The following is a 569-nucleotide window of genomic DNA, read 5'->3' on the forward strand; positions in this document are numbered from 1 at the left end:
CCCTGCAGCCGTTGCCGTGGTTGGAAGGGTCGTTCCGCTACATTTCCATCGCCAATCGCCGGTATGGCCCAGCTGAGCTCAGTGGCCGCCAGAACTACAAGGACAAATCCATCGACCTGAAGCTGCGTCTGCTGCAGGAAAGCCGTTGGCTGCCTGAGCTGGCACTGGGCGCGCGCGATATCGGCGGCACCGGCTTGTTCTCCAGCGAATACCTGGTGGCCAATAAACGATTTGGCCCGTTCGACGCCAGCCTCGGTCTGGCCACCGGCTACATCGGCAATCGAGGCGATTTCAGCAATCCGCTGAAGCACATCGATGATCGTTTTGAAAACCGCCCCAACAACACCACCCACACTGGCGAGCTCAACACCGCCGGCATGTTCCGTGGCCCGGTCGGTGTATTCGCGGGCATTGCGTACCAAACACCGTGGGACCCGTTGCAGATCAAGCTCGAATACGAGGGCAACGACTATCGCAACGAGCCGCAGCGCAACCAGCAGCGCCAACGCCATCCGTTCAACGTCGGTGCGGCCTACGCATTGAACGACAATGTCCAGTTCCAGCTGGGC

General features: G+C 60.5%; 1 protein-coding gene. It reads left to right on the top strand.

From position 1 onward, the window contains the following. Nucleotides 1-569, top strand: a 569-nt coding sequence (locus ABB27_RS19105) for a YjbH domain-containing protein (RefSeq protein ID WP_161809674.1), incomplete at both ends; no start/stop codon positions are given.

It is taken from the genome of Stenotrophomonas terrae, from assembly GCF_001431465.1.
GTDB classification, from domain to species: Bacteria; Pseudomonadota; Gammaproteobacteria; order Xanthomonadales; family Xanthomonadaceae; genus Stenotrophomonas; species Stenotrophomonas terrae.